28 protein-coding genes are annotated in these 25,785 nt (G+C 63.8%); 11 read left to right on the forward strand and 17 right to left on the reverse strand.

The features are described 5' to 3' along the window. Position 1: 1 nt before the first annotated feature. Genes JWQ24_RS07340 through JWQ24_RS07355 form a run of 4 tightly spaced genes read right to left on the reverse strand, consistent with a single transcriptional unit; the run spans position 2 to position 2,476 of the window. Positions 2-484, reverse strand: a complete 483-nt coding sequence (locus JWQ24_RS07340) for a DUF1178 family protein (RefSeq protein ID WP_299806155.1) — start codon at positions 482-484, stop codon at positions 2-4. Beyond that, a complete protein-coding gene (locus JWQ24_RS07345) occupies positions 481-1,365 on the reverse strand; it encodes a carbon-nitrogen hydrolase family protein (RefSeq protein WP_299806157.1) in 885 nt (294 codons plus the stop codon). Before JWQ24_RS07345 ends, JWQ24_RS07340 begins: the two co-directional genes overlap by 4 nt. After that, entirely contained in the window at positions 1,362-1,637 is a 276-nt protein-coding gene (gene grxC, locus JWQ24_RS07350) for a glutaredoxin 3 (protein WP_299806159.1), read from the reverse strand. Before grxC ends, JWQ24_RS07345 begins: the two co-directional genes overlap by 4 nt. Before the next feature lie 32 nt (positions 1,638-1,669). After that, positions 1,670-2,476: a ComF family protein gene (locus tag JWQ24_RS07355; protein ID WP_299806162.1), complete on the reverse strand. Its 807-nt coding sequence runs from the start codon at positions 2,474-2,476 to the stop codon at positions 1,670-1,672. A 217-nt stretch (positions 2,477-2,693) separates the two neighbouring features. Between JWQ24_RS07355 and JWQ24_RS07360 the strand changes: the two genes are divergently transcribed. Further along, the gene (locus JWQ24_RS07360; protein ID WP_299806164.1) at positions 2,694-3,542 is read left to right on the forward strand and encodes a methyltransferase domain-containing protein; all 849 of its coding nucleotides are present in this window, start codon (positions 2,694-2,696) and stop codon (positions 3,540-3,542) included. A gap of 131 nt (positions 3,543-3,673) precedes the next feature. Here the strand turns inward: JWQ24_RS07360 and mutT are convergent, their stop codons facing one another. The 4 genes from mutT to JWQ24_RS07380 all read right to left on the reverse strand — a co-directional run bounded on the left by mutT (position 3,674) and on the right by JWQ24_RS07380 (position 6,180). Then, positions 3,674-4,072, reverse strand: coding sequence for an 8-oxo-dGTP diphosphatase MutT (gene mutT, locus JWQ24_RS07365; RefSeq protein ID WP_299806166.1), 399 nt, complete (start codon positions 4,070-4,072; stop codon positions 3,674-3,676). Then, the gene (locus JWQ24_RS07370) at positions 4,069-4,524 is read right to left on the reverse strand and encodes a hypothetical protein (protein WP_299806168.1); all 456 of its coding nucleotides are present in this window, start codon (positions 4,522-4,524) and stop codon (positions 4,069-4,071) included. The genes mutT and JWQ24_RS07370 overlap by 4 nt, the downstream gene beginning before the upstream one ends. Before the next feature lie 14 nt (positions 4,525-4,538). Continuing rightward, positions 4,539-5,780, reverse strand: a complete 1,242-nt coding sequence (gene argJ, locus JWQ24_RS07375; RefSeq protein ID WP_299806170.1) for a bifunctional glutamate N-acetyltransferase/amino-acid acetyltransferase ArgJ — start codon at positions 5,778-5,780, stop codon at positions 4,539-4,541. A gap of 97 nt (positions 5,781-5,877) precedes the next feature. Continuing rightward, positions 5,878-6,180: a hypothetical protein gene (locus tag JWQ24_RS07380; RefSeq protein ID WP_299806307.1), complete on the reverse strand. Its 303-nt coding sequence runs from the start codon at positions 6,178-6,180 to the stop codon at positions 5,878-5,880. A 196-nt stretch (positions 6,181-6,376) separates the two neighbouring features. On the opposite strand from JWQ24_RS07380, the gene JWQ24_RS07385 reads away from it, so the two are divergent. Continuing rightward, positions 6,377-6,853, forward strand: coding sequence for a hypothetical protein (locus JWQ24_RS07385; RefSeq protein ID WP_299806172.1), 477 nt, complete (start codon positions 6,377-6,379; stop codon positions 6,851-6,853). Between the two features lie 67 nt (positions 6,854-6,920). Here the strand turns inward: JWQ24_RS07385 and JWQ24_RS07390 are convergent, their stop codons facing one another. From JWQ24_RS07390 to JWQ24_RS07405, 4 genes are all read right to left on the reverse strand, one after another. Next, positions 6,921-7,922 carry a tripartite tricarboxylate transporter substrate binding protein gene (locus JWQ24_RS07390; protein ID WP_299806174.1) on the reverse strand — a complete coding sequence of 334 codons (1,002 nt, stop codon included), beginning with the start codon at positions 7,920-7,922 and terminating at the stop codon, positions 6,921-6,923. A gap of 306 nt (positions 7,923-8,228) precedes the next feature. Beyond that, complete coding sequence (locus JWQ24_RS07395) at positions 8,229-9,221, reverse strand: tripartite tricarboxylate transporter substrate binding protein (RefSeq protein WP_299806176.1); 993 nt, start codon at positions 9,219-9,221, stop codon at positions 8,229-8,231. Positions 9,222-9,416: 195 nt separating this feature from the next. Beyond that, positions 9,417-10,391, reverse strand: coding sequence for a TAXI family TRAP transporter solute-binding subunit (locus JWQ24_RS07400; protein WP_299806178.1), 975 nt, complete (start codon positions 10,389-10,391; stop codon positions 9,417-9,419). 17 nt (positions 10,392-10,408) lie between these two features. Continuing rightward, on the reverse strand, positions 10,409-12,433 hold the full coding sequence (locus JWQ24_RS07405; RefSeq protein WP_299806180.1) for a TRAP transporter fused permease subunit: 2,025 nt from the start codon (positions 12,431-12,433) through the stop codon (positions 10,409-10,411). Between the two features lie 201 nt (positions 12,434-12,634). On the opposite strand from JWQ24_RS07405, the gene JWQ24_RS07410 reads away from it, so the two are divergent. The 6 genes from JWQ24_RS07410 (at position 12,635) to JWQ24_RS07435 (ending at position 17,669) form a co-directional block, all read left to right on the forward strand. Next, positions 12,635-13,573 (forward strand): TAXI family TRAP transporter solute-binding subunit, encoded by a 939-nt coding sequence (locus JWQ24_RS07410; protein WP_299806182.1) that lies wholly within the window; start codon positions 12,635-12,637, stop codon positions 13,571-13,573. A gap of 11 nt (positions 13,574-13,584) precedes the next feature. Beyond that, positions 13,585-14,097 (forward strand): tetratricopeptide repeat protein, encoded by a 513-nt coding sequence (locus JWQ24_RS07415; RefSeq protein ID WP_299806184.1) that lies wholly within the window; start codon positions 13,585-13,587, stop codon positions 14,095-14,097. A gap of 65 nt (positions 14,098-14,162) precedes the next feature. Then, on the forward strand, positions 14,163-16,088 hold the full coding sequence (locus JWQ24_RS07420) for a propionyl-CoA synthetase (RefSeq protein WP_299806186.1): 1,926 nt from the start codon (positions 14,163-14,165) through the stop codon (positions 16,086-16,088). An 85-nt stretch (positions 16,089-16,173) separates the two neighbouring features. Further along, positions 16,174-16,440: a hypothetical protein gene (locus JWQ24_RS07425; RefSeq protein WP_299806188.1), complete on the forward strand. Its 267-nt coding sequence runs from the start codon at positions 16,174-16,176 to the stop codon at positions 16,438-16,440. 169 nt (positions 16,441-16,609) lie between these two features. Continuing rightward, complete coding sequence (locus JWQ24_RS07430) at positions 16,610-17,302, forward strand: OmpW family protein (RefSeq protein WP_299806190.1); 693 nt, start codon at positions 16,610-16,612, stop codon at positions 17,300-17,302. Positions 17,303-17,450: 148 nt separating this feature from the next. Further along, entirely contained in the window at positions 17,451-17,669 is a 219-nt protein-coding gene (locus JWQ24_RS07435) for an alkylphosphonate utilization protein (RefSeq protein ID WP_299806192.1), read from the forward strand. Positions 17,670-17,672: 3 nt separating this feature from the next. On the opposite strand, the gene JWQ24_RS07440 is transcribed toward JWQ24_RS07435, so the two are convergent. Further along, positions 17,673-17,999 carry a potassium channel family protein gene (locus JWQ24_RS07440; RefSeq protein ID WP_299806193.1) on the reverse strand — a complete coding sequence of 109 codons (327 nt, stop codon included), beginning with the start codon at positions 17,997-17,999 and terminating at the stop codon, positions 17,673-17,675. Between the two features lie 159 nt (positions 18,000-18,158). Beyond that, entirely contained in the window at positions 18,159-18,857 is a 699-nt protein-coding gene (locus tag JWQ24_RS07445; RefSeq protein WP_299806195.1) for a cell cycle transcriptional regulator TrcR, read from the reverse strand. Between the two features lie 250 nt (positions 18,858-19,107). Here JWQ24_RS07445 and ispH point away from each other — a divergent pair, with 250 nt between their 5' ends. From ispH to rnhA, 3 genes are read left to right on the forward strand one after another with little or no spacing between them, the layout of a single operon-like run. After that, positions 19,108-20,070: a 4-hydroxy-3-methylbut-2-enyl diphosphate reductase gene (gene ispH / locus JWQ24_RS07450; protein ID WP_299806197.1), complete on the forward strand. Its 963-nt coding sequence runs from the start codon at positions 19,108-19,110 to the stop codon at positions 20,068-20,070. 5 nt (positions 20,071-20,075) lie between these two features. After that, entirely contained in the window at positions 20,076-21,056 is a 981-nt protein-coding gene (locus JWQ24_RS07455) for a homoserine kinase (protein ID WP_299806200.1), read from the forward strand. Beyond that, positions 21,053-21,496 carry a ribonuclease HI gene (gene rnhA / locus JWQ24_RS07460; protein WP_299806203.1) on the forward strand — a complete coding sequence of 148 codons (444 nt, stop codon included), beginning with the start codon at positions 21,053-21,055 and terminating at the stop codon, positions 21,494-21,496. Before JWQ24_RS07455 ends, rnhA begins: the two co-directional genes overlap by 4 nt. 179 nt (positions 21,497-21,675) lie before the next feature. Here the strand turns inward: rnhA and JWQ24_RS07465 are convergent, their stop codons facing one another. The 3 genes from JWQ24_RS07465 to JWQ24_RS07475 form a co-directional block, all read right to left on the reverse strand. After that, on the reverse strand, positions 21,676-22,161 hold the full coding sequence (locus JWQ24_RS07465; RefSeq protein ID WP_299806205.1) for a peroxiredoxin: 486 nt from the start codon (positions 22,159-22,161) through the stop codon (positions 21,676-21,678). Between the two features lie 256 nt (positions 22,162-22,417). Continuing rightward, entirely contained in the window at positions 22,418-24,106 is a 1,689-nt protein-coding gene (locus JWQ24_RS07470) for a long-chain fatty acid--CoA ligase (protein WP_299806208.1), read from the reverse strand. A 130-nt stretch (positions 24,107-24,236) separates the two neighbouring features. Further along, on the reverse strand, positions 24,237-25,664 hold the full coding sequence (locus JWQ24_RS07475; protein WP_299806211.1) for a D-alanyl-D-alanine carboxypeptidase family protein: 1,428 nt from the start codon (positions 25,662-25,664) through the stop codon (positions 24,237-24,239). Positions 25,665-25,785: the final 121 nt, after the last annotated feature.

Below are 25,785 nucleotides of genomic sequence, written 5' to 3' on the forward strand. Positions count from 1 at the left end.
GCTAATTCCGGTCGCCCGGCAGCATCGGCAGCGGGCTGACTTCGATGCCTTCGTCGATCAGCGAGCGGGCTTCGTCCGGCGAGGCTTCGCCGTAGATCGGGCGGTGCTCGATATCGCCGTAATGCATTTTCCGCGCTTCGTCGGGGAATTTTTCGCCGACATTGTCGGCGTTCCTGGTGACGTGGTCGCGCAATTCCTTGATCTTGGCGCGCAGCTCGGCCTCCTGCGCCATCATCAGCGGCGTGGATGCGCCGGCGCTGACTTCGGTCGAAGCGGGCGCCGCGGCGGAAGCCTCCGGCTCGGCAGCGGCCACGCGGCCTTTCTTGGCGATCTGCGGCGCCATGATCGCCTTTTCGACCTTGATTGACCCGCAGTTGGGGCAGCTCACCAGCTTGCGCTTGACCTGCGAGTCGTAAGCCGTCGAGCTCTGGAACCAGCTCTCGAAGCCGTGCCCGCGGTCGCAGCGCAGCGTGTAGCGGATCATGTCGCTTCGCGGACGAGGTGCAGATGGCCCGGCCCGGCCTTGGGATCGGTGATGCTGAAACGGCGGCCGTGCTGCAGCGACGGCACCGAGGCGCGCGCGGCGGTAACCTTGTCGGGATCGATCTCGGCGAGGATGAAGCCGGGCTCGTTGCCGGTGGCCTCGGCCAGCACCTTGCCCCAGGGATCGATGATCAGTGAATGGCCGAAGGTGGCGCGCTTGTTCTCGTGGATGCCGCCCTGGGCCGCGGCGAACACGAAGCTGCCGTTCTCGATCGCCCGCGCCCGCAGCAGCGTGTGCCAGTGCGCTTCGCCGGTCTTCTGGGTGAAGGCCGAGGGAACCGCCAGGAATGTGGCTCCGCTCTCCGCCAGCGCGCGGTACAACGCAGGGAAGCGCAGGTCGTAGCAGATCGTCAGGCCGATCCGGCCCCATGGCAGGTCGGCAATCACCGCGTTCTCGCCGGGCTGGTAGCTCGCGCTCTCACGATAGGTCTCGCCGTTTGGCAGGTCGATGTCGAACATGTGGATCTTGTCGTAGCTCGCGAGCACGCGGCCGTCGGGTCCGATCAGGAACGAGCGGTTGGCGGCACGCTCCGGCGTCGCCAGCACGGCCAGTGATCCGATATGCAGATGGATCTTCAGCTCGGCGGCGAGCGCGCGGTAGGCCTTCAGCGACGCATCGTCTTCTTCGGTGTGCAGGTTCGCGAACAGCGCGGTGCGGTTCTCCTGCATCATGTTGCTGACTTCGGGCGTCTGCACGTAGTCTGCACCGGCGAGAGCTGCCTCGCGGATCAGATGGCTGCCCTGTTCCAGGTTTGGCCCCGGCAAGAGGCCGGTGCGCATCTGCACCATCGCGGCGGTGAAAGTCGCGGGCTGGCTGCTCATGAGGTGGCCTTTTCACCGGCGATCATGCCGTCCAGCTTTCCTTCGCGGTCGAGCGCGTAGAGGTCGTCGCAGCCGCCGATATGGGCGCTGTCGATGAAGATTTGCGGGAAAGTCGCGCCGGGTTCGGTGCGATCGAACATCTGCTGGCGCAGCGTGGGGTCCGTGGCGGTGTCGAAATGCGTGAACGCGGCCTTTTTCCGCTGCAGCAGCGAGATCGCAGCGCTGCAATAGCCGCAGCCGGGACGGGTGTAGATTTCGATCGCGGCGGCCATGTTCGGGCGCTCCAGTTGGCAAGTAGCCCTGATTATATGGGGGAGCGCTGGGCGTCCACAACCCGGGCGAACACCAGCAGATCTACCTGCGCCGCCTTTGCCCGCAACAGCGCCCGGGCGCAGGCGTCCGCGGTCGCGCCCGAGGTCAGCACGTCGTCGATCAGGACAACGCGGCGGCCCTGGATTTCGGCGCGGCGCTCGGGCGCGACCTTGAAGGCGCCCTGTACATTGGCGGCGCGTTCGGCGCGCGACAGCCCGATTTGATGCTCGGTCGGCCGGACCCTGCGCAGCGCATCGCGCGATACCGGGACATTACTGTTTCGACTGATCGCTCGCGCAAGCGCCCCGGACTGGTTGAAGCGGCGCGAAAAGCCGCGCCGCCAGTGCAGCGGCACCGGCACCAAGAGGTCGGCCCCGTCGAGCAGTTCTTGCCCGGCGCGGGCCATCCAGCGTCCCATTGACGGCGCCAGGTCGGTGCGGTCGTGGTATTTCAACTGGTGCACCAGCGTGCGCGCGACATCGTCGTAGCGCACCGCGGCCCGCGCCCGCTGGTAGGCCGGCGGATCGGCAATCGCTTGCATCGACAGGATGCCAGGGCCTGGGTCATAGACGAAGGGGATCCCCAGCCGGGCGCAAAATGGCGGCGCGATGAACGACAGTTTCGCCCAGCACGCAGCGCAGACGCCCTCGCCGGCGACAGGCTCGCGGCACGCCACGCACAGGGTCGGCAGCGCGATATCGAGCGCGGCGCGGGCGGCATAGTCCCATGCCCGCCGGCCGAGCTTCAGCGCGCCGCGAATCGGCGCGGCAAGGGAGCGGGAGGCGGGCTCGGCGTTCATTGGAGAAAGCTAGCGCCGGTCTTTGCGACGCTCAAGCGGTCTCGTTCCCCGGACGCGTTGCAGCACGAAGTGCTGCTTCGCAGATCCGGGGGCCCGGTTGGTTCGGAAGAAACTGGGATCCGGCTCTGCGGAGCGGCATAAGAATGCCGTACCGCGTCCGGGAAACGGGTCTGAGCTTGCGATTGCTAGATTACGCCAAATTGGCGTACCAACCCGCATGGCCGCCAACCCGCCCACTGCCCCGATCCTGTTCGACCGTGCGCTGCTGCGCGCGCGACAAAACCGTGCGGCAAAGCAGGGCGCTGCCACCTTCCTGCTCGATCGCATCAATGAGGAAATGGACGAGCGCCTGCACGCCGTGCTGCGCACGTTTTCCCATGCCGCCGACATCGCCACGCCCGGCGACGGCCTGCTTGCTGCGATCGCAGGCCGCGTCGGCACGTTGACGTATGTCGATGTGCCGGACGCCGAGCGCGATGGCCTCGGCCTCCAGCCTTCGTCGCTCGATCTCGTCGTCTCGGCGCTGGCGCTGCATTTCGTCAACGATCTGCCCGGCGTGATGGCGCAGATCCGCCGCGCGCTGAAGCCGGACGGGCTGTTGCTGGCGGCGATGCCCGGTGGTGATACGCTGACCGAGCTGCGGCAGAGTTTTGCTGCCGCTGAAGCCGAGCTGGACGGCGGCATCTCGCCGCGTGTGGCGCCGTTCGCCGACCTGCGCGACGTCGGCGCGCTGCTGCAACGCGCCGGCTTCGCGCTGCCGGTCACCGATGTCGACCGCATCATCGTGCGCTATGACAGCGCCTTTGCGCTGATGCAGGATCTGCGAAAGATGGGCGCCACCAACATTCTGATCGAACGCCGTCGCACACCCACCCGCCGCGCCACACTGCTGCGGATGGCGCAGATCTATGCCGAGCGCTTCGCCGATCCCGATGGTCGGATTCGTGCGACGTTCGAGGTGATCTGGCTGTCTGGCTGGGCCCCGCATGCCAGCCAGCAGCAGCCGTTGAAGCCGGGTTCCGCGAAAGCGAGCCTTGCGGACGCGGTGCGGGGATTGAAGACTTAACGCCAGAGAGTGTTGGGCAATCGACTCTCCCCGTCATGGCCGGGCTTGTCCCGGCCATCCACGATACTTCGCGAGGGCGTCATGCCCGGGACAAGCCCGGGCATGACGGAGTGTGTCGCGAGCGAATTGCCTTACAGCAGATCGATCAGATGCGGGATCAGCGGGATATCCGCGGCCGGCATCGGGTAGTCGCGCAATTTGTTGGCGCGTACCCAGGCCAGTTGCTGGCCCTCGCGCGCTATCGCAAGGCCTTCCCAGCGCCGGCAGATGTAGAGCGGCATCAAGAGGTGAAAATCCTCGTAGGCGTGGCTGGCGAAAGTCAGCGGCGCCAGGCAGGCTTCCTGCACGGTGATGCCGATCTCCTCGTGCAGCTCGCGGATCAGCGCCGCTTCCGGCCGCTCGCCCGCTTCCAGCTTGCCGCCGGGAAACTCCCACAGCCCGGCCAGCGTCTTGCCTTCCGGCCGCTGCGCGATCAGCACGCGGCCGTCGGCATCGACCAGGGCCACGGCGACGACGAGTACGAGTTTCATTTGGCTGCCAGCGCGAAAATTCCCGCGACGAGAGGGGCAGGAAAGGTCAAGCTAATTCTGTCAGGGGAAAATTTAATTTGTTGCGAAGAGAAAAAGTCAGTGACCTCAAAGCTTGTTCTGTTGATTGTCGCTATGCGAGTTGCCCCTTCCCGGATGACCTGGGAGCCAGCTAACACTCTAATCCATGCGTAATATTTTGGATAGGCTACTCCTGATTGCGTTGGCTGCTCGCGCAACAGCTTGTATTCCACTGAGGTTGTCGATGGATCGATCGAAGCCCGCGCATATTCCAGTAGGTCTCGTTCGAGCATCGCGCGAAAAACTTGGACCGCAGGAACATGAGCTTCGATATGAGATTGCTGGATAGGCGCATTTGATTGCTGATTTGACTGCGCAGAGCATTGGGAGCCGAGCAGCAAACTAATCGTGATGAGTGAAAGCATTTTCGTCATCGCTTGAATCGTCCTCACGACCGATAGTCGCCGTTGATCGCGATGTATTCCTTGGTGAGGTCGCAGGTCAGGACGCGGTCGCGGCCCTTGCCGAGGCCGAGCGCGACCTTGATCTGGATCGTCGGGTTCTTCATCGCCTTCGACACTTCCTTCTCGTCATAGGAGGGATCGCGCGCGCCGGATTTGGCGACCCGTATGCCGTTGAACGAGATCGACAGCTTGTCGCGGTCGGCGGGCTGGCCTGCCTTGCCGACGGCCATCACGACGCGGCCCCAATTGGCGTCCTCGCCGGCCACCGCGGTCTTCACCAGCGGCGAATTGGCGATCGACATGGCGATTTTGCGTGCCGAGGCCGCGGTGGTGGCGCCCTCAACGATGATCTCGATCAGCTTGCGCGCGCCTTCGCCGTCGCGCGCCACCTGCTCGGCGAGGTCCGCCAGCAGTCCCTGCAGCGCCTTGACGAATGCCTTCAGCCGGATGTCGCTGGCCTTGGTGATCTTCGGCGCGCCGTGAGCGGCAGCCGCTCCGGTGGCGAACATCATCAGCGTGTCGGAGGTCGAGGTGTCGCCATCGACGGTGACGGCATTGAAACTGTCGGTGACGCCGGCCTTGAGCAGCGCCTGCAGCGCCGGTGCCGAGATAGGCGCGTCGGTGAAGACAAACGCCAACATGGTCGCCATATCAGGCGCGATCATGCCCGAGCCCTTGGCGATGCCGTTGATGGTGACCTTGGCCTTGCCGAGTTTCACCGTGGCGGTGGCGACCTTGGGAAAGGTGTCGGTGGTCATGATCGCCTTCGCGGCGTCCATCCAGCCATCCGGCGTGGCGGCGTCGGCCAGCGTTGCCAGCACGCCGTCGAACTTGCGGGCATCGAGCGGCTCGCCGATCACGCCGGTCGAGGCGAGAAACACATCGTCTCTCTTGCAGCCGACGGCCTTCGCCGCGATATCGCCGGTCAGTCTGGTGGACGCGTTGCCGTTCTTGCCGGTGAAGGCGTTGGCGTTGCCGGAATTCACCACCAGCGCGCGCGCAGCGCCGCCCTTCAGTTTGGCGCGGCACCATTCCACCGGCGCGGACGGGCATTTCGAGGTGGTGAACACCCCGGCGGCCGTGGTGCCCTTGTCCAACACCGCCAGCAACACGTCGGTCCGGCCCTTGTAGCGGATGCCGGCCGCGGCCGTAGCAAGGCGCACGCCATCGATGGCGGGCAGGGTCGGGACGACGGTCGGGGCGAGGGGGGAGACGGGAAGGGCCATGAGCGCTTTCAGCTTTCGGGAAAAGATGACGCGCTCTGTAACACCTCTGCCGCGGCGGCGGGAGAGGTGATCGTGGTCATGCCGCAGTCTGGCGCGCTTAGCCCGGCCCGAACTTGAACTTGCCGTCGTCTTCCAGATACGGCCCGCTGCGCATATAGAGCTGGCCGTTGTCGCCGATGAAGAACAGCGTGTTCTTCGGGACCTTCTTGGCGCCCTTCAGCAGGAATTTGGCGTTGTTGGTCCCCATCTTGTAGGCCGCGGTCTTGCCGCTGGCGTCGTAGCCGTAGCCCATGTCGGGGCTCAGCACCCACGGCGTCGCGGCTTGTACCGTGGCCTGGGCGAAAGCCGGCGCCGCCAGCAGGGACAGCGCGACGTGCGATAGCACGATGGCGCCAAGCATCGGGATCGTTCTAGCCATGCTGCGGTCTCCGAATGTGAGTTGCCTTGAACAAATCACGAACGATGTTGCGTGGTCAAGTTGTCATGGCGTCACAAGATAGTTGCGGTCGCAAGTTGCCGGTTTGCCGAACGGTCTGGTCCGTCTATCCTCACGGCGGACAGGATGGCCCGATGGGGGGCGACATGGGGACAATTCGATGCGCGAGATCGTGAAGAGCGTGGTTATTCTCGGCTGGCTGGCGCTGGCTTCAAGCGCGGCGGCGGCCGATGATTTCAAGCTCAGCAACAACCAGCGTATCTCCTGCGGTCGTGGCCTTTCGGCCGGCAAGTTGTCGACCGCGACCTGCCGCTCTTACGCCTATCTGTTCAATGCGAAGACTTCGGAATATTTCCGCTGCTCGGTCAGCCTGTCGATGACACGCGACGCCAAAGAGATCATCAGCACGCAGAGTGACGGCGCCTGTGTGAAGAAACCGCGCATCTTCGAAACTGACGGCAACTACACATTCGACGCCACCGAGACCGAGCCGCCGAACACCAACTCCTTCTTCGGCACCGGCGGCTACGCGATCTGGGCGAGCGATACCACCGCCCAGAAAATGCGCGGCTGCATCACCATCGCGTCGGGCCTGGGGTCTGATGTCAGCAAGTGCGTGGAGATGAAGTTCGAGTAGGAGGCTTACGCGGCGCGCATTCTATCCCTCCCCACGCAAGCGCGGGGGAGGGATAGAAGCGCTTGCGTTACTCCGGCTTGATGCCGGCGAATTGCGCGACCTTGCCCCACTTCTCGGTTTCCGCCGCCACATAGGCCTGCATCGCTTCCGGCGAGCCGCCGGTCGGCTCGGCGCCGAGCTTGCGCAGGCGTTCGGTGCCTTCCGCGGACTTGATGTACTTCTCGACGCTGGCGTTGAGCTTGTTGATGATGTCCTTCGGGGTCTTCGCGGGGGCGGCGACCGTGAACCACGATGAAGCCTCGTAGCCGGGGACGCCGGCTTCGGCCACGGTCGGCAGGTCCGCCATCAGCGGCCAGCGCGTTGCGGTGGAGACCGCCAGCGGGCGGATCGACTTGGCTTCGGCATGCGGCTGCGCGGCCGGCAGGTTATCGATCATCAGGTGCACGCGGCCGGCGATCAGGTCGGTCAGCGCCGGGTTGCTGCCCTTGTAGGGAACGTGGGTGATGTCGATGCCGGTCATCGACTTGAACAATTCGGTGGCCACATGCGCCGTGGTGCCGAGGCCAGGCGTTGCATAGAAGAGTTCGCCCGGCTTGGATTTCGCGAGCGCGATGAATTCCGCAACGCTTTTCACCGGCAGCGAATTGGTGACCGAGAACAGGTTCGGCACATTGGCGATGATGATCACCGGCGCGATGTCCTTGATCGGATCATACGGCATGTTCTTAAACACGAACTTGTTGATGACATGGGTGCCCGGCGTGCCGACGACGAAGGTGTAGCCATCCGGCTCGGACTTGGCGACGAAATCGGTGGCGATGTTGCCGCCGGCGCCACCCTTGTTCTCGACCACGAACTGCTGGCCGTATTCCTCGGAGAGCTTCTGGGCGACGACGCGGGCGAGAATGTCGGTGGTGCCGCCAGCCGCGAACGGAACGACGAAGCGGACGGGCTTGGTCGGCCAGGCATCGGCGGCACGGGCGCGGCGCGACAGCAGCGGCAGGCCGAGTGCAGCGGCGGCGCCCAGCATAACGGAACGGCGGGTCGGGAAGCGAATCGGGGAAGTCATCGTCGGGTAGTCCTTTGCTTCATGGGCAAACTCCGCGCTGACGCGGCCATGAATTTCTGAAACGGCGGGGTGATTGCATCAAGGAACGTGACGTCGGGACCATGGTCGTCCGGATGCGGGGGTTGTCAGTGCAATGCAACACCATTGTCAAGCCATTGAGGCCGCTTCAGAAAGCCTGCGTGCCGCCAGTGATGGAGAACGGTATTTATCTCCGCTGAGGCCTATCGAGATACCGGTCACGACAAAGGCCGCGATCCCCGAGGGATCGCGGCCTTCATGGCTGTCGATATTTCTTCAGGCTTTTTCTTACTCCGGCTTGATGCCTGCGAATTGCGCGACCTTGCCCCACTTTTCGGTTTCCGCAATCACGTAGGCCTGCATCGCTTCCGGCGAACCGCCGGCGGGCTCCGCGCCGAGCTTGCGCAACCGCGCGGTGCCGTCTTCGGACTTGATGAACTTCTCGACGCTGGCGTTCAGCTTGTTGATCATGTCCATCGGGGTCTTGGCGGGCGCAGCTATCGTGAACCAAGAGGCCGCCTCATAGCCGGGGACGCCGGCTTCGGCGATCGTGGGGATATCCGGCATCAAGGGCCAGCGTGTCGCGGTCGAGACCGCAATCGGGCGGATCGAATTCGACTCCGCAAACGGCTGCGCGGCCGGCAGATTGTCGATCATCAGGTGGACGCGGCCGGCAATCAGGTCGGTCAGCGCCGGCGCGCTGCCCTTGTAGGGCACGTGCACAATATTGACGCCGGTCATCGACTTGAACAACTCGGTCGAGACATGTGCGGTCGAGCCCAGCCCCGGCGTGCCGTAGAAGAATTCGCCGGGCTTGGATTTCGCCAGCGCGATGAATTCGGCGACGTTCTTCACCGGCAGGGCATTGGTCACCGAGAACAGGTTCGGCACCCGCGCGATGATGATCACCGGAGCGAGGTCCTTGATCGGATCGTAGGCCATCGACTTGAAAACGTATTTGTTGATGGCATGCGTGCCCGGCGTACCGACCAGGAAGGTGTAGCCGTCGGGATCGGCCTTGGCGACGAAGTCCGCGGCGATATTGCCGCCGGCGCCCGGCTTGTTCTCGACGATGAACTGCTGGCCGTATTCTTCTGAAACCTTGGCGGCGACGACGCGCGCCAGAATGTCGGTGGTGCCGCCGGCTGCGAACGGCACGATGAATTTCACCGGCTTGGTCGGCCAGGCGTCGGCGGCGCGCGCACGGCGCGGCAGCAGTGGCAGGCCGAGCGCCGCAGCGCCGCCCAGGATCAGGGAGCGGCGGGACGTGAAAACGGGCATGGTATCCTCCGTGGGCAAGCGCCAGTTGGCGCTATCGGCGGTCATTCGACCGCATCTTGAAATCCGTTGTGGTGTGGGTCGCAGCCTTGCACCGGTAACAAAAGGGCCAAGCGCGACGCGACCCAGGCCTCAGGGCGCACTGAGCAAGGAAACGGCCACGCCCCGCGGGATCGTGGCCGCCAACAGGTCCAGCGTTTAGCCGCCGATGCCCTTTTCCTTGAAGTACTTCAGTGCGCCGGGGTGGAACGGCACGGGGGAGCGTTCCTGCACCTGGTTGTTCAGCGAGAAGCTTTCGGCTTCCTTGTGCACGGCGACAATGTCGGCCTTCTTCTCGACCAGCGTCTTGACGATGTTGTAGGCGTCGTCATTGCTCATCTTGTCGCCGGTGACGATGATGTTCCAGACTTCGGTGTTGGCGTTGTCCTTGTCCATGCCGGGATAGATCGTCTTGGAGATGTTGGAGGGCGAATAGAGCTTGCCGTATTTGGCATTCATCTTCTCGGCGAGGTCCGAGTGGTCGATCAGCTTCATCTTCGTACCCGGCGTGGCGGCGAGATCGGTGACGGCCGCGGTCGGCACGCCGCCAACCCACATGAAGGCGTCGATCTTGCGGTCCTTGATGGCGTTGACGGATTCGGCGACGCCGAGCCGCTCGCGCTTCATATCCTTGTCCTTGTCGAGTCCGGCGGCTTCCAGCACGCGGAAAGCCATCACCTCGGTGGCGCTGCCCGGCGAGCCCGTCGAGACGCGCTTGCCCTTGAGGTCTGACATTTTCTCGATGCCGGTGCCGTCCACGGTCACCACATGCATCCGGTTCGGATAGACCACCAGCAACGTCTGCAGCGGCACCTTGACCTTGAACTTGTCCTGGCCGTTGAAGGCGTCGAGCGCGGCATCGGCCATGCTGAAGCCCATTTCGCTCTGGCCGGATGCGATCAGCTTGAGGTTATCGACCGAGCCGCCAGTCACTTCCGCGGTGGCCTGGGTGTTCGGCAGGGCCTTTGACAGCACGTTGGCGATCGCGCCGCCGAGCGGGAAATACACACCGCCGGTGCCGCCGGTGCCGATCGCCATCGTCTTCTGCTGGGCATAGACGGTGCCGGCCAGCGCCAGCCCGGTCACCATGGTCGCCGCGAGCGCAAGGGAAGTCTTCTTGAATTTCGTCAGCATCGTTTAGCTCCCTGTTGTTATGCCGCAATGGCCGGTCGTGAAGGCGCCGGCGTTTTGTATTGCCATATGAGAACGCCCAGGCCGATCAGCAGGCCGGGGACGAAAGTATAGCTGATGTCTCGCCCGGTGATCGATTCGAGGATCGCTTCGATCAGGCTCGGGAACACCAGCAGCAGCCCTGATATCAGAAGCAGGCTGCGTTCGAGCGGGGTGGTTTGTCGCAGCGCCCAGTTCTGTGCGACCGCGGCCAGCGCCACGATGCCGAGCGTGGTCTTGATGGTGATCTCGACGATGTCGATCCACGAGCCGTTCTTCGGGATGTTCAGCAGCAGGCCGACGCCCTGCGGATCCAGCACGAACACGAACGGCACGATGAACGCCGGCAGCGTGTATTTCCATGACTGCAGCGTGGTCCGGTACGGGTCGCCGCCGGTGATCGCGGCGGCGGCGAACGGCGACAGAGCGGTCGGCGGCGAGACTTCCGACAACACGGCGTAGTAGAAGATGAACATATGGGCGGCGTAGTCGGGCACGCCGAGCTTGATCAGCGCGGGTGCCGCGATCACCGCGCAGATGATGTAGGACGCCGTGACCGGCACCGCGAGGCCGATCACCCAGACGATCAGCGCGGTGTAGACGGCGGTCAGCAGCAGGCTGCCGCCGGCATAGGCGATCACGATCGAGGAAAACTTCAGCCCCAGCCCGGTCAGCGTCACCACGCCGACCACAATGCCGGCGCAGGCGCAGGTGGTGGCGGCATTCAGCGCGCCGATCGAGCCGTCGGCCATCGCCTTCACCAGCTTTTTCGGCACCAAAGCGGTCTCCTTGCGCAGGAAGCTCAGCGCGAAGGTCACGGCGGTGGCGTAGAACACCGACAGCGATGGCGAATAGCCGATGATCATGAAGATCACTACGGCGATCAGCGAGATGAAGTGGAAGCCGTAGCGCTTCGTCATCTCCCAGATGGTCATCTCCGGTTTGAAGTTGACGTCATGGGCGCCGAACCGTTTGGCGTCGATCTCCACCATGATCAGCAGCGACAAGTAATAGAGACAGGTCGGGATGGTCGCCATCCAGATCACGTCGAGGTAGCTGATCTTGAGGAATTCGGCGATCAGGAAGGCGGCGGCGCCGAGCACCGGCGGCGACAGGATCGCGCCAAGGCCGCCGGCCGCGAGCAATCCGCCGGCAGCGTTCTTCTCGAAACCCGCCTTGGCGAGCATCGGGTAGGCCACGGTGCCGATCATCACGGTGGTGGCGACGCCAGAGCCGGAGGGCCCGCCGAGCAGGAACGACGACAGCACCACGGTGCGCCCGGCGGCGTTCGGCTTGTTGCCCATCAGCCCCAGCGAGAAGTCGATGAAGAACTTGCCGGCGCCGGATTGCGACAGGAACGCGCCGTAGATCGTGAACAGGATGATCAGCGTGGCGGAGACGTCCACCGCGACGCCGAAGATGCCCTCCAGCGTAATGAAGAGATGGCCGACCAGCCGCGGGAGGTCGTAGCCGCGATGCGTCCAGGGCGCCGGCAGGTGCGGGCCGAGCATCGCATAGGCAATGAAGAACAGCGATACCACGGGCATGATCAGCCCGGTGGTGCGGCGGGTTGCTTCCAGCAACAGCAGGATGAAGGCGATGCCGACAATGACGTCCATATGGTCCGGCACGGTGGCGCGGTCGGTGAAGTCGTCGCCGCCCCACAGCGCATAAACGATAGTGCCGACGGCGACGATGCCCGGCACGATGTCCCACCAGCGTACCCGGTTGCGGAAGCGCGTCGCCAGAGGGAACAGCAGGAAGCTCAATACCAGCGTGAAGGCGACGTGGATGTAGCGCAGCTCCTGCGTCGGCACGATGGCGTAAGCCGCGTAGAGGTGGAACACGCTCATCACCACGGCGATGCCGGTGGAGATCGTGCCGGCCCAGCCCAGCAACCGGTTGGTCGCGCCCTCGTCCGCCTCGATAAAGGCTTCCGCCTTGAGCAGCGCCTCGTCGGAGACAACGACGGTTTCGTCGGTCGCGTGGGTTTTGTCGTCAGCCATATTCCCCCCGGGGAAATTCTGCCGGCTTTGCCGGCTTTTGTTTTTGCAGCGCGGCGCATTGATGCCGTTTTGTCACGGTGTTGCAAGGGGTGCCGGCTGAAACTTTGGTCGCGCATGGCGGTGCATGGCACGGTGGTTGGTCGCTTGACCGCCCCGGTGCATCCGTCCACGGTCCCGTCGAACCGTGCGGGAGCGTGACGAATGAAGATGCGATGGATCGCGGCCGCGGCAGCCTTGGTGATGCTGGCGGCGCCTGTGGCCTCTGCCCAGCCGATCATCGTGCTGACCGGGGGCGCATCCGGCGTGTACTATCCGCTCGGCGTCACCATCGCCAAGATTTACGCTGACATTCCCGGCAGCCAGGTTGAAGTACAGACCACCGATGGTTCGGTGGAGAACCTCGCGCGGCTGCAGCAAGGCAGCGGCCAGATCGCCTTCGCGCTCGGTGATGCGCTGCAAGATGCCTGGACGGGCAATACCGCGGCCGGCTTCGACGGCAAGCTCGACAAGCTCAGGGTGATCGGCGCGCTGTATCCGAGCTTCATCCAGATCGTCGCCACTAGGGACAGCGGCATCCGGACGCTTTCCGACCTGAAGGGCAGGAGCCTGTCGGTCGGTGCGGAAAAATCCGGCACCGAACTCAACGCGCACGCGATCCTTGCGGCCGCCGGGTTGAAGGAAAGCGACCTCGGCCGGATCGAGAACAAGGACTTTGCCGAATCCGCCCAGTTGATGGCGAAGAAGCAGCTCGATGCCACTTTGCAATCCGCCGGCTTAGGCGTCACCTCCTTGAAGGAATTAAGCGACAACAACGAGGTCGTGTTGGTACCGGTACCGAAGGCGGTCGTCAGGAAGATGGGTGCGCCGTTCAGACTCGGCATGATTCCCGCCGGCACCTATCTAGGTCAGAGCAGGGAAATTCAGACCGCGACGGTGATGAACTATCTCGTCACCAGCGCGGCGGTGTCCGACGACCTTGCCTATCAGATGACCAGGCTGGTGTTTGATTCGCTGCCCGAACTCGCCATCGCCCATATGGTAGGCAGCGAGATAAGGCGTAAAAACGCCGCCAGGAGCGGGCCGGTGCCGCTGCACCCCGGCGCGATCCGCTATTACAGGGAAAAGGGCCTGCTCAGATAATGCGGCTGACGTTGAAACGTGCTGGAGCACTGGCGTGGTTGTGCCTTGGGCTTTCGTACACCGCCTTTGCAGCGCCGTCCGATCCGCCCGCCGATTCCAGGATCGATATCAAAGTCGACCCCGCGCCCTGCAACGGCGCTGTCGCTTCGCTGAATGACGCCGCGATCATCGCGGTCTGCGACGCGCTGATCGACAACGACCGCACCGAACGCGCCGACCGGCTGAAGGCGCTGCTGGCACGTGGCGCGGCCTATCAGCGGCAGGAAGATACCGACCGCGCTATCGCCGACTATGATGTCGCCTTGCGACTTAATCCGAAACTCGCCGACATTTTCAATACCCGCGGCGAGTTGCATCGCAGCAAGGGCGACCGGCCGCGCGCGCTGGCCGATTTCGGTGCGGCGCTGAAACTCAACCCGCAGCACGCCGCGGCGCGCGGTAATTTCAAGGCGCTGGCGCTTGAGCTGGAAAAGATCGGCGCCGATATGGGCATCAAAGGGCGACCAAAGCCGCCCTTGAAATGAGACCTCATCCCGTGACAATGGCGGCGCTATGACCCCGGCGTCACGACCGGGGCGGGAGAGACGCCATGAACATCCACACCGACAGCCGTTACCGTGAGGTCTATGCCCGTTCGATCACGGACCCCGAGGGATTCTGGGGCGACGCGGCGCGTGAGATCGACTGGATCGAGCCGGCGCAGAAGGTGTTCGATCCCTCGATGGGACTGTACGGCCGGTGGTTCGCAGGCGCGGTCGTCAACACCTGCTACAACGCGCTGGATCGCCACGTCGCCTCCGGCCGCGCCGATCAGGTCGCGCTGATCCACGATTCGCCGCTCGCAAATCCTTCCGAAGAAAGCACCGTCACCAAACTCACTTATGCGCAGATGCTGCACGAGGTGCAGGTGCTCGGCGCCATCATGCAGGACTTCGGCGTCGCCAAGGGCGACCGCGTCATTCTCTATATGCCGATGGTGCCGGAGGCTGTCATCGCGATGCTGGCCTGCGCGCGGATAGGCGCGGTGCACTCTGTGGTGTTCGGCGGCTTCGCGGCAAAAGAATTGGCTACCCGCATCGAGGACGCCAAGCCGAAGCTGATCTTCTCCGCCAGTTGCGGCCTCGAACCCGGCCGACTCGTGCACTACAAGCCGCTGCTCGACGAGGCGATCCGGCTTTCCAGCGTGAAGCCCGAGGCCTGCATCATCCTGCACCGGCCGCAGCAGGGCTGCGATCTCGTGCAGGGCCGCGATCATGACTGGGCCGAGTTGCGCGGCCGGGCGATTGCCGCGAAGAAGTCCGCCGCTTGCGTGCCTGTGCTGGCGACGGATCCGCTGTACATCCTCTACACCTCGGGCACGACCGGCAAACCCAAAGGCGTGGTGCGTGACAACGGTGGCCATCTGGTCGCGCTGAAATGGTCGATGTTCAATCTCTACGGCGTGAAGCCGGGCGAGGTCTTTTGGTGCGGCTCCGATATCGGGTGGGTCGTCGGCCACAGCTACATCATCTATGCGCCGCTGCTGCATGGCGCGACCTCGATCATGTATGAGGGCAAGCCGATAGGCACGCCGGATGCCGGCGCGTTCTGGCGGGTGATGTCGCAGCACAAGGCGGTCGCCTTCTTCACGGCGCCGACCGCCTTCCGCGCCATCCGCAAGGAAGACCCGGACGGCAAATTCATCCGCCAATACGACCTATCGAATCTGCGCACCCTGTTCCTCGCCGGCGAGCGCGCCGATCCGCCCACGGTGGAATGGGCCGAGAAACAACTGAAGCTACCTGTCATCGACCACTGGTGGCAGACCGAGACCGGCTGGTGCATCGCCGGCAACCCCGTCGGCCTCGGCCAGTTGCCGGTCAAGCACGGCTCGCCGACGGTGCCGATGCCCGGCTACCAGATCGAGGTCGTCGATGAGGCGGCGAAGCCGCTGCCCGCGGGCACGATGGGCTCGCTGGTGATCAAGCTGCCGATGCCGCCGGGATGTCTGCCGACCTTGTGGGAGCAGGACGAGCGCTGCAAGGAAGCCTACTTCAACGAATTCCCAGGCTACTACAAAACCTCCGACGCCGGCTATCTGGACGAGGACGGCTACGTCTTCGTGATGGGCCGCACCGACGACATCATCAACGTCGCCGGCCACCGGCTTTCCACCGTCGGCATGGAGGAGATTCTCGCAGGCCATCCCGACGTTGCCGAATGCGCGGTGCTGGGCATCCGCGACCTTATCAAGGGCGAGGCGCCGTGCGGCTTCCTGGTGCTGAAGGCCGGCGTGACCCGCAGCCACGCCGAGATCGAGAAGGAAGTGGTGGCGCTGGTGCGCGAGAAACTCGGTCCGGTCGCGGCGTTCAAGCTGGCGATTACCGTCGGCCGGCTGCCGAAGACCCGCTCCGGCAAGATCCTGCGCGGAACCATCAAGAAGATCGCCGATGGCGACGAATGGGCCATGCCGGCCACCATCGAGGACGCCAGCGTTCTCGATGAGATCGGCGACGCGCTGAAGGGCCGGCTATGAGCGCTGTCATGGCGAGGTCCGGGACTGACATTCGTCACAATCCGGGGTAATGACTGCTCCACCTCAGCCGAACCCGGAATCTTGCATGCGACCGACCCCGACTTATCTTATCGCGCTGACGCTGGCTGCTTTGACACTGGCGTCCTGCGCGCGGCGCAGCGACATTCCGGTCTCCAGCCTTGGCGAAGACGATGACGCGATCTGTCGCGCCAATGGTGTGGCGGTCGGCTCCGCCGATTACGCCGCCTGCCGCAAGAACCGTGACGTCCAGCGCGGCAACTCGATCGCCCGCGCTGATCGCGCCCAGCGTAACCTCGGCGAATACATGCTGAACAACTCCGGCAGGCCCTGAGGCTGCAGCCATTGCCCGCAGTTGTGTCCCCCGGGCAACGTTCGCCCCGCAACGACCACACAGCCGCGTCGAATTGATTGAGATCAATTTTTCGGCGCGCCGACTGTCGTCTCTCATCACCGAGGCAGCTGAATCGTTCAGGCTGATGTTGATGGGATGTGGGCACTTGATGAAGAAAGTTGTGACTGCGTTGTCGGCGCTGATGATGGCGACGGCGATTACCGGCATTGCCACGACCGCGTATGCGGCCGATTTGTTCGCAAGGGCGCCGTACTACAAGGCGCCGGCGGTTGAAGCCTGGAATCCGTGGATGATCCGGCTGCGCGTGCTCGGCGTTCTTCCGGAGAAGGGTGGTTCGGTCGATCAGGTGGCGGGCTCCAGCCTGCGGACTTCCGATCAGGTCGTTCCCGAACTCGACATCTCCTACTTCTTCACCAGGAATATCGCGGCCGAAGTGATCCTCGGCGTGACCAGGCATCATGTCACCGGCGCTGATGCGCTGGCGGGTGTCGATGTGGGCAAGGCCTGGCTGCTGCCGCCGACCCTGACGCTGCAGTATCACTTCACCGACTTCGGCGCGTTCAAGCCTTATGTCGGCGCCGGCGTGAACTACACCTGGTTCTTCAGCCAGAGCGCGGGCGGCACCACCGTCACCAACAGCCACCTGCACGATTCCTTCGCGCCCGTGGTGCAGTTCGGCTTCGATTACATGATCGACAAGCATTGGGGCTGGAACGTCGACGTCAAGAAGATCTGGCTGCGCCCGGAATGGGACGGCGCGCTGGCTGGGGGCACGCCGATCACCGGCAAGGTCAAGCTTGATCCTTGGCTGATCGGCACCGGCATCACCTACAAGTTCTGATCGGCTAACCACAAGCGCGCGGCATCGGTGCAAACCGGTGTCGCGTTTTGCGTCGTCTTGCGCTTGCTCCCCCTCTCCCCTAAGCATCCGCTTCGCTTCGCGAGCGCACCTTCTCCCGCGAGGGGAGATGGAAGAAGAAGGACACGTCATGGACATCAAGGTCAGGGATTCGAACGGCGCGCTGCTTGCCGAGGGCGACACCGTTACGCTGATCAAGGACTTGAAGCTGAAAGGCTCGTCTACCGTTCTCAAGCGCGGCACCGTGATCAAGAATATCCACCTCACCGACAACGAAGACGAGATCGAAGGCCGCACCGACAAGGTCAAGGGCCTGGTGCTGCGCGTCGAGTTTCTGAAGAAGGCGTGAGCGTTATTCGCCGTCGCGTGGCTCGCGAAATGTCGAGAGCCGCGACAGGAAGGCCAGCATCAGGCCGATGCCGCATATCGAATACGCCATCGTGAATATCTTGGCGATCGCCGTGGTCGGCGCCAGCGTGGCGTCGCCGACGGTGGTCAAGGCCATGACGCTGAAATAGATCGCGTCGATCCATAGCCAGTGCTCGACGATCCGGAAGAAAGCCGCGCCGATAGCGATAGCGATGACGATCAGCAATATGATCGCGCGGAATTCCGGATCGCGCAGCCCGCGGCGCAAGCCCGCAAAAAGCCGTACCAGACCCAGCCAGAGTGATGCCATCGCAGCGTTGCTCCGTATGCCCCCGCACATGCCCGATGTCGCAGGATTCGCCGGCGTTTGGAAAGCGAAGATTGGGCCATAAAAAAACGCGGCGAATTGCTTCGCCGCGTTGGGTCGTGTGCGGGATCGGATCGCCCGTGAAGGCGACGAACGCCGTGGCTATTCTTCTTCGTCGTCGTGCTTCTTGCCGCCGCCGATGCCCTTGAGCTTGGCGAACACGGCGTCGACGTTGAGGTCGTCGCTGTCGCGCTCGGAGGGCTCGAACTCGTCCTTGCGGGTGGTTTCCGAGGCCGGCAGCAGGGTCGCGCCGCCGTAAGCCTGATCGGCGGGCTTCTCTTTCGCCGCGCGCTGCACTTCAAAATCGAGTTCGATCTGCGAACACAGGCCGAGCGTCACCGGGTCCATCGGGGTCAGGGTCGAGGCATTCCAGTGCGTGCGGTCGCGGATGCTCGCGATGGTGGTCTTGGTGGTGCCGACCAGACGCATGATCGCGCTGTCCTTCAGCTCGCCGTGGTTGCGCACCAGCCACTGGATCGCGCTCGGGCGTTCATGGCGGCGCGATACCGGGGTGTAGCGCGGGCCCTTCTTCTTGGCGGCCGGCGGCAGGATCACCTTGCTCTCTTCGAGCTTGAGGCGATAATTCTTGTCCTTCTCACCCTTTTCGATCTCGTCGCGGGTCAACTGCCCGTTGGAGATCGGATCCATGCCCTTGATGCCCTGGGCGGCGTCGCCATCGGCGATGGCGCGGATTTCCAGCGGGTGCATCTTGGTGAAATCGGCGACCTGGTCGAACGTCAGCGCGGTATTGTCGACAAGCCACACGGCAGTCGCCTTTGGCATCAGCGGGGCATTGCTCATGGCAAATCTCCTTTACGCTCCGCCCACCTTTTTTGGAGGCGGAGCCGTCTGGTCATCGGGGATGACGGGGAATTCAGGCTGTATATAGGCTGTTGGGGGCCAACCGCGCAATGGAAGACTGTTCGGCCTTGACAGGGCGACCGGGCGGCCCCAAGTCCTTCCTGAAACTGGCTGTTTGGCCTATTGTATCCTTTCAAATGACCGCTTCGCACCTGCCGCTCCAGGTGCCTCGCACGCTGGATTGCCCATTATGCAGGCCAAACCGCCCCTGAAGATCGTCCTTTGCTCCCCCCGCGGCTTCTGCGCCGGCGTGGTCCGGGCGATCGATACCGTCGAACGCGCTTTGGCGATCCACGGCGCTCCGGTCTATGTCCGCCACGAGATCGTCCATAATAAATATGTCGTGGACAGCCTGAAGACCAAGGGCGCGATTTTTGTCGAGGAACTCGCCGAGATTCCCGACAACACCACGGCGCCGGTAGTATTTTCCGCCCATGGCGTGCCTAAATCGGTTCCAGCCGACGCCAAGCAGCGTAATTTCTTCTCGCTGGATGCGACCTGCCCGCTGGTCACCAAGGTGCACCGCGAGGCGGCGATCCACTTCAAGCGCGGCCGCGAGATCCTGCTGATCGGGCATTCGCACCATCCGGAAGTGGTCGGCACGCTCGGCCAGTTGCCGGTCGGCGCGGTGGAACTGATCGAGACGGCGCATGACGCCGCCACCTTCACGCCGAAGGACCCCAATAACCTGGCTTTCGTGACCCAGACGACGCTGTCGATCGACGACACCGCGGAGATCGTCGAGGTGCTGAAGAAGCGCTTTCCGACCATCAACGGGCCGCACAAGGAAGACATCTGCTACGCCACCACCAACCGCCAGCTGGCGGTGAAGAAGGTGGCCCCGGTGGTCGATGCGCTGATCGTGGTCGGCGCGCCGAATTCGTCGAATTCGCAGCGGCTGCGTGAAGTCGCCGAGCGCGAGGGCTGCAAGGTCTCCGTGCTGGCGCAGCGCGCTGCCGATCTGGACTGGAGCATGTTCGAAGGCATCACCAGCCTCGGCATCACCGCGGGCGCCTCGGCGCCGGAAGTGATCGTCGAGGAAATCATGGGCGCCTTCGCCGAGCGTTACGAACTGCATGTCGAGACGGTGTCGGCCGCGGAAGAAAACGAATTCTTCCCGCTGCCGCGCTCGCTGCGTCCCGACGCGGCGTAATCTCCATGGCGGTCTATACCGACGTCACCGCCGATGAACTGTCGGAGTTTCTGAGCGCCTACGATATCGGTGAGCTGCTGTCCTACAAGGGCATCGCCGAAGGCGTCGAGAACTCCAACTTCCTGCTGCACACCAGCGGCGGTTCCTTCATCCTCACTCTGTACGAGAAGCGCACGGCGGTCGGTGACCTGCCATTTTTCCTCGGCCTGATGGTGCATCTGGCGGCGAACGGCCTGTCCTGTTCGCAGCCGGTGAAGATGCGCGACGGCACCACGCTCGGCATGCTGGCCGGGCGGCCCGCCGCGATCATCGGCTTCCTGGAAGGCGTGTGGCCGCGCAAGCCGAACGCCGCGCATTGCGCCGGCATCGGCAAAGCGTTGGCGAAGATGCATCTGGCCGGTCGCGATTTCCCGATGAGCCGCGCCAATGCGCTGTCGGTGTCGGGCTGGCGACCGCTGTTTACGGCCGCGGCCTCGCGCGCCAACGACGTGCAGCCGGGCCTGCGCGAATTCCTCGCCTCCGAGTTGAATTATCTCGAAGGCCGCTGGCCGCGCGACCTGCCGCAGGGCGTGATCCACGCCGACGCGTTTCCCGACAACGTGCTCTTCCTCGGCGAGGAATTGTCGGGGCTGATCGACTTCTATTTCGCCTGTAACGACATGTTCGCCTATGACGTGGCGATCTGCCTGAACGCCTGGTGCTTCGAGCCGGATCATTCCTTCAACGTCACCAAGGCCCGCGCGTTTCTGTCGGCCTATAACCGCGAGCGTCCGATGTCGGATGCCGAGCAGGCGGCGTTGCCGTTGCTGGCGCGCGGCGCGGCGTTGCGCTTCTTGCTCACGCGTTTGGTGGATTTGCTCAATGTGCCCGCGGGCGCGCTGGTGCAGCCGAAGGACCCGCTGGAATATGTCCGCAAGCTGCGCTTCCACCAGTCGGTGAAGAGCATGGCCGACTACGGCGTCGAGATTTCCGGATTGCCCGCATGACGCCCGTTCTGATCCACACCGACGGCGCCTGTTCCGGCAATCCCGGTCCGGGTGGCTGGGGCGCGATCCTGAAATTCGGCGATGCCGAAAAGGAATTGAAGGGCGGCGAGGCGCACACCACCAACAACCGCATGGAGTTGATGGCGGCCATTTCGGCGCTGGAAGCCTTGAAGAAGCCGTGCAGCGTCGACCTGCACACCGACAGCCAGTATGTCCGCAACGGCATCATGACCTGGATTCACGGCTGGAAGCGCAACGGCTGGAAGACCGCCGACAAGAAGCCGGTGAAGAACGTCGATCTGTGGCAGCGGCTTGACGCCGCGCTGCATACGCACCAGGTGCGCTGGCACTGGGTCAAGGGCCATGCCGGCCATGATGAGAACGAGCGCGCCGATCAACTGGCGCGCGACGGCCTGATCGAGAACAAGAACAAGAAGTAGGCGGTGAAGTTGCGCCCGGACGCGCCACATCAACAGCTGTCGTCCCCGCGAATGCGGGGATCCAGTAATCGCTGCCGTTGTGCGTATCACCAACTTGGCGGAATACTGGATCGCCCGGCCAGGCCGGGCGACGACAGTTGCGTTTGTCGCAATAGCTTCAGCTATCGCGGAAGCTCAGCTCAGAGCTGACCGAGCAGCGTATCGCCGCCGGAGACTTCGACCTTGCCGGGATTGGGCTCGAGGTTGAGCTTGGTCACGACGCCGTCTTCGACCAGCATCGAATAGCGCAGCGAACGGATGCCGAGGCCATTGCCTGAAGCGTCCAGTTCCTTGCCGATCTCCTTGGTGAATTCGGCATTGGCGTCGGCGAGGAAGGTGGCCTCGTCGCGCAGGTCGGTGTCCTTCTTCCAGGCGTTCATGACGAAGGCATCGTTGACCGAAATCACTGCGATGCTGTCGACGCCCTTGCCCTTTATGGCGTAGGCGTTGAGGAAGATGCTCGGCAGGTGCATCTTGTGGCAGGTGCCGGTATAGGCGCCGGGGACCGCGAACAGCGCGACCTTCTTGCCTTTGAACACGTCATCGGTGGTCTTCACGGCAAGACCTTCTTCGGTCATCACGCGCAGCTTCGCCTCGGGCAGCTTGTCGCCAACTTTGATGGTCATCGTCGATCTCTCCAAAATTGCAGGTGACCGTCTTTAGACCGACGGCGCAGGGCAGACAATATTGCGTGGGCGCGTAAAGCGAAGTCGGCGTCGCACAACGGCTGTGTCGTCAGCGCCCGCCATTGCGAGGTCAAGGAAAGCTGGCTTTGCCAGCTTTCCTCTTAGCCGTTGCGACGAAGCAATCCAGCCTTTGTCTTTTGGCTTTCTGGATTGCTTCGCTTGCGCTCGCAATGACGACGGCGACTGGCGTTTCACCTCACGCGGCGGCGTCGGTTTTTTTCTCGTCGCGCAGTTCGCGGCGCAGGATCTTGCCGACATTGGTCTTGGGCAGCGTCGAGCGGAATTCGATCTGCTTGGGAACTTTGTAGTTGGTCAGTTCGGTTTGACAGAACTTGATCAGTTCCTCCGCCGTCAGGTTCGGGTCCTTCTTGACCACGAATGCCTTCACGGCCTCGCTGGTGCGGGGGTCGCTCACGCCGATGACCGCACATTCCAGCACGCCGGGATGGCTGGCCAGAACGTCCTCGACTTCGTTCGGATAGACGTTGAAGCCGGAGACGTTGATCATGTCCTTCTTGCGGTCGACGATCTTGGTGGAGCCGTCCGGGCTCATGATGCCGACGTCGCCGGTGCGGAAGAAGCCGTCAGCCGTCATCACCTTGGCGGTCTCGTCCGGCCTGTTCCAGTAGCCGGACATGACCTGCGGGCCCTTGGCGCAGATCTCGCCGGGCTGGCCGAGCGGCACTTCGTTGCCGTCGTCGTCGCGGATCGAGATCCAGGTCGAGGACACCGGCAAGCCGATGTTGCCGCTGAACTGGTCCATGTCGGCGGGGTTGCAGGTCAGCGTGGGCGATGTCTCCGAGAGGCCGTAGCCTTCGGCGACGAAGCAGCCGGTACGCTTCTCCCAGGCTTCCGCTACGGCGCGCTGCACGGCCATGCCGCCGCCGTTGGAAATTTTCAGCTTGGAGAAATCGACCTGGTCGAAGCCGGGTGCGTTCAGCAGGCCATTGTAAAGCGTGTTGACTGCGGGGAAGCTGTTGACCTGGTACTTCATCAATTCCTTGATGAAGCCGGGCATGTCGCGCGGATTGGGGATCAGCAGGTTGACGCCGCCGGCGCGCATGCCGAGCAGGAAGCAAGCCGTAAGCGCGAAGATATGGTACAGCGGCAGCGCGCAGACGATGAAGAGTTGGTCGACATGCGGCGGCTTGCGCAGCGCCGGCTGCAGCCAGGCGTCGTTCTGCAGCACGTTGGCCAGAATGTTCCGGTGCAGCAGCGTCGCGCCCTTGGAAAGGCCGGTGGTGCCGCCGGTGTATTGCAGGAAGGCGACGTCGTCGGGGCCGATCGCCGGCTTTTTGAACGTCATGTTGCGGCCGGCGGACAGCGCCTCGTTGAACGCCACCGAGCCCGGCAGCGACCAGGCCGGCACCATCTTCTTGACGCGGCGGACTACCAGATTGACGATCATGCCCTTGAGGCCGAGCAGATCGCCCATGCTGGCGACAAGGACGTGCTTCACGGCGGTCTTGCCGATCACCTGCTGCACGACGGAGGCGAAGTTCTCCAGCACGATGATCGCCTCGGCGCCCGAGTCCTTGAGCTGGTGCTCAAGTTCACGCGGGGTGTAGAGCGGGTTGACGTTGACGACCGCGTAGCCGGCGCGCAGCACGGCGGCGGTGGCCACTGGATGCTGCAGCACGTTCGGCATCATGATGGCGACGCGCGCGCCCTTGGCCAGGCCCTTGCCCTGCAGATAGGCGCCGAGCGCCAGCGACATCTCGTCGAGCTCGCGATAGCTGATCGACTTGTCCATGCAGATGAAGGCCTTGCGGTCGCGAAACTTGGCAAAGCTTTCTTCCAGCAGCGCGACCAGCGACGGATACTGCGTGACGTCGATATCGGCCGGTACGCCGGCCGGGTATTGCTTGAGCCAGATCCGCTCCATAGCGCTTCCCCCTTGATGCTATTATTAGGCGAAGTATTGGGCAAAGCCGCGACCGATAGCAAGCCGCGACGCAATATCGCAGAGCGGGTGATGCTTGTTGGGTAAATGCCGGTGAGTCGGGGTTCGGTTACTACGTCCGCGGTGTGGTGACGGCGGGCTTGGCCTCGCCCGTGGTCGCTTTCGGCGCGGGCTTGGCGGCGGCCTTCGGTTTGGCCGGGGTGGCTGCAGCCGGTTTCGCCGCGGCAGGCTTGCTGGCTGCCGCCGGCTTGGCAGCTGCGACGGGCTTGGCGGTCGCGGGCTTGGTCGCGGCATCCGGCTGGATCACGACGCGCTTCAGTGCTGGCTTCGCGCCCTTGCTGTCGGTGGCGTCCGGCTTGGCTGCCACGGTTCGCTTCCTGGAGGCCTTGGGCTTCGGGGTCTGTTTGGCCTCTTCGACGGCGTCCGCGGCGATCAGGTCGGCGCCGGTCTTCTTCGGGCCGATATAGACGATGACGGGCTGCGACGGCGCGGGGGCGGCGGCGATCATGTCGAGCGGGCGCAGCGCCGGTGGCTGCAGGCCGGCGGTGAAGAAGGTCATCACATTGTCGCTGCCGGCCTCGGCGACGCTGTCCTCGTCGGCGTCGCTGGCGGGGCGCTTGCGCTTCGGTCCGCACATCTCGTCGCGCAGGTTCGGCGGCGCGGCGTCGATCGGCGCCAGGTTATCGACGGTGCCGAGCGCGGGGCGCAGCCAGGTCAGGTTGTTGTTGGCGAAGCCGCGCTCGAGCAGCTGCGCGGCCTTGATGGCGCGGGCCGATCCCGAGGTGGAGCCGAGCACAACGGCAATCAGCCGCTTGCCGTTGCGGGTAGCGGTGCCTACCAGATTGTAGCCGGAGGCGCAGATGAAGCCCGTCTTCATGCCGTCAGCGCCGGGAAAGCGGCCGATCAGCTTGTTGAAATTCTGCGTCACGCGGCGGCCGAATTTCATCGAGGGGATGTGGACGAAATATTCGTATTCGGGGAGATCGTGGATGATGGCGCGGGCGAGGATCGCCAGATCGCGTGCCGAGGTGACGTGGCCATCGGCCGGAAGCCCGTTCGGATTGACGTAATGGGTCTGCGTCATGCCAAGCCGCGCCGCATTGGCGTTCATGATGTCGGAAAAGCCATCGACCGAGCCGCCGATGCTTTCAGCCAGCACCACGGCCATGTCATTGGCCGACTTCACCATCATCATCGTCATGGCGTTTTCGACGGTCAGCTGGGTGCCGGCCTTGAAGCCCATCTTGGACGGCGACTGCGACGCCGCCGTAGGCGACACCGTGATCAGCTTGTCCAGCGTCGTGCGGCCTTCCTTCACGGCCTTCAAGACCACATAGGCGGTCATCAACTTGGTGACGGAAGCCGGATACCACGGATAGGTCGCGTTTTCAGCCTGCAGCACCTTGCCGGATTCGACTTCGACCACCAGCAGCGCTTCGGCCTGCGCCGCGCGCGGCGCGATGGTGGCAACGGCAAGCCATGCGACGAGGACGATCCATTTCAGCGATAGCAGGCGAAGCGAGGCGGGGGGAAACTGCACTATCCGGTTCCGATTGTTGTCGGGTCGCTAGCCGCTCGGCAATGCCGCGGGCTGACGTCCTGAAGTGTGAGGTTCGGGATGTTCATACGATCCGGCCATCAAACGGTGACGGCAGCAAACC

This window comes from Tardiphaga sp., assembly GCF_028290495.1.
GTDB lineage: Bacteria > Pseudomonadota > Alphaproteobacteria > Rhizobiales > Xanthobacteraceae > Tardiphaga.